Here is a 977-nt window from a genome sequence, read left to right as displayed (position 1 = left end):
GTGCGGAAGTCGGTGACCATTCCATGTGCCAGGCCGTAGACCCCCTTGGCCATATCGGCCAGTGCCGTGCCGACACCCTCGACCGAGCCCAACTGACTGGCCATCGGGTCGAACTTGGCGAAGTTCAGGTTCTTGTCGTAGTACTGGGCATAGCTGGTGTTCGCGCCGGTACGCAGGAATTCCATATTCCAGTCCCCGTCATTGAACAGGGCGCTATGCGCGCTCGAATAACCTTGAATCAACGCCACGGTCTGCTGCGCGGTGTACGTCTTGGCTGGCTCCATCACCGGAACGTCACCTGTCACGCGGCTTACGTCATACGCGCCGGCCATGGGCGCCAGTGCCTGCCCCAGGTGCTCCAGGGTGCTGGCCTCGATGGTCACACCGTTGGCGTTCATGACCTGCTGCCATTCACGGTCGGTGTAATAGGCCAACGCCCGGGCCATGCGCTGCTCGGCTTCGGCAGGGGTAATGCCCTGTTCTTTCGCCAGCGCCTGCGCCTGACCCTTGATGCGGACCGTTTCCTCAGGGTGCGCCTGACGGTTGTATCGATCGGCCATCTGGGCAATCCAGACGCCTTTTTGCAAGTCGCCCTCGACCAGGCCGGCCGCCGCCATGCCGGTGAGTTGGACGATGCTGTCTTGCAGATCGGGCTGGCGCTGGTAGAGCTCTTTGAGCGCGCCTGCCATGGCCTGGTTAGCGCCAGCGGCCATCGCTCCGGCCACGAAGTCGCCACCGGCTGCGGCAGTGACGGCGCCACCGGTCAGCGCATGCAGGGCAACACGACCCGCGCCCCCTTCACGCCACAGTTCGATGCCGGCGGTGTCGTGACGACTTTCGGCTTCAGCCAGGTTTTTCGTCGCCAGGTTGCCGATGGCGTTGAATGCCGTGGCGGCCACCACGTTGGACGCTTGGGACACCAAAGCGTTGAGCAGGTTGTCGCTGAGGCTGCCGCCGTCCACCGCTGTCTTGATCGC

Annotated in this window: 1 protein-coding gene; it reads right to left on the bottom strand. The window is 63.9% G+C overall.

The genetic code is table 11. From position 1 onward, the window contains the following. Window positions 1-977, bottom strand: a 977-nt coding sequence (locus tag IAE34_RS24180) for a DUF637 domain-containing protein (protein WP_200141480.1), incomplete at both ends; no start/stop codon positions are given.

Source organism: Pseudomonas sp. S30 (genome assembly GCF_016518545.1).
In the GTDB taxonomy this organism is placed as follows: domain Bacteria; phylum Pseudomonadota; class Gammaproteobacteria; order Pseudomonadales; family Pseudomonadaceae; genus Aquipseudomonas.
Note: the sequence above shows the minus strand (reverse complement) of the source record. Positions and strands in the feature narration are given on the sequence as shown.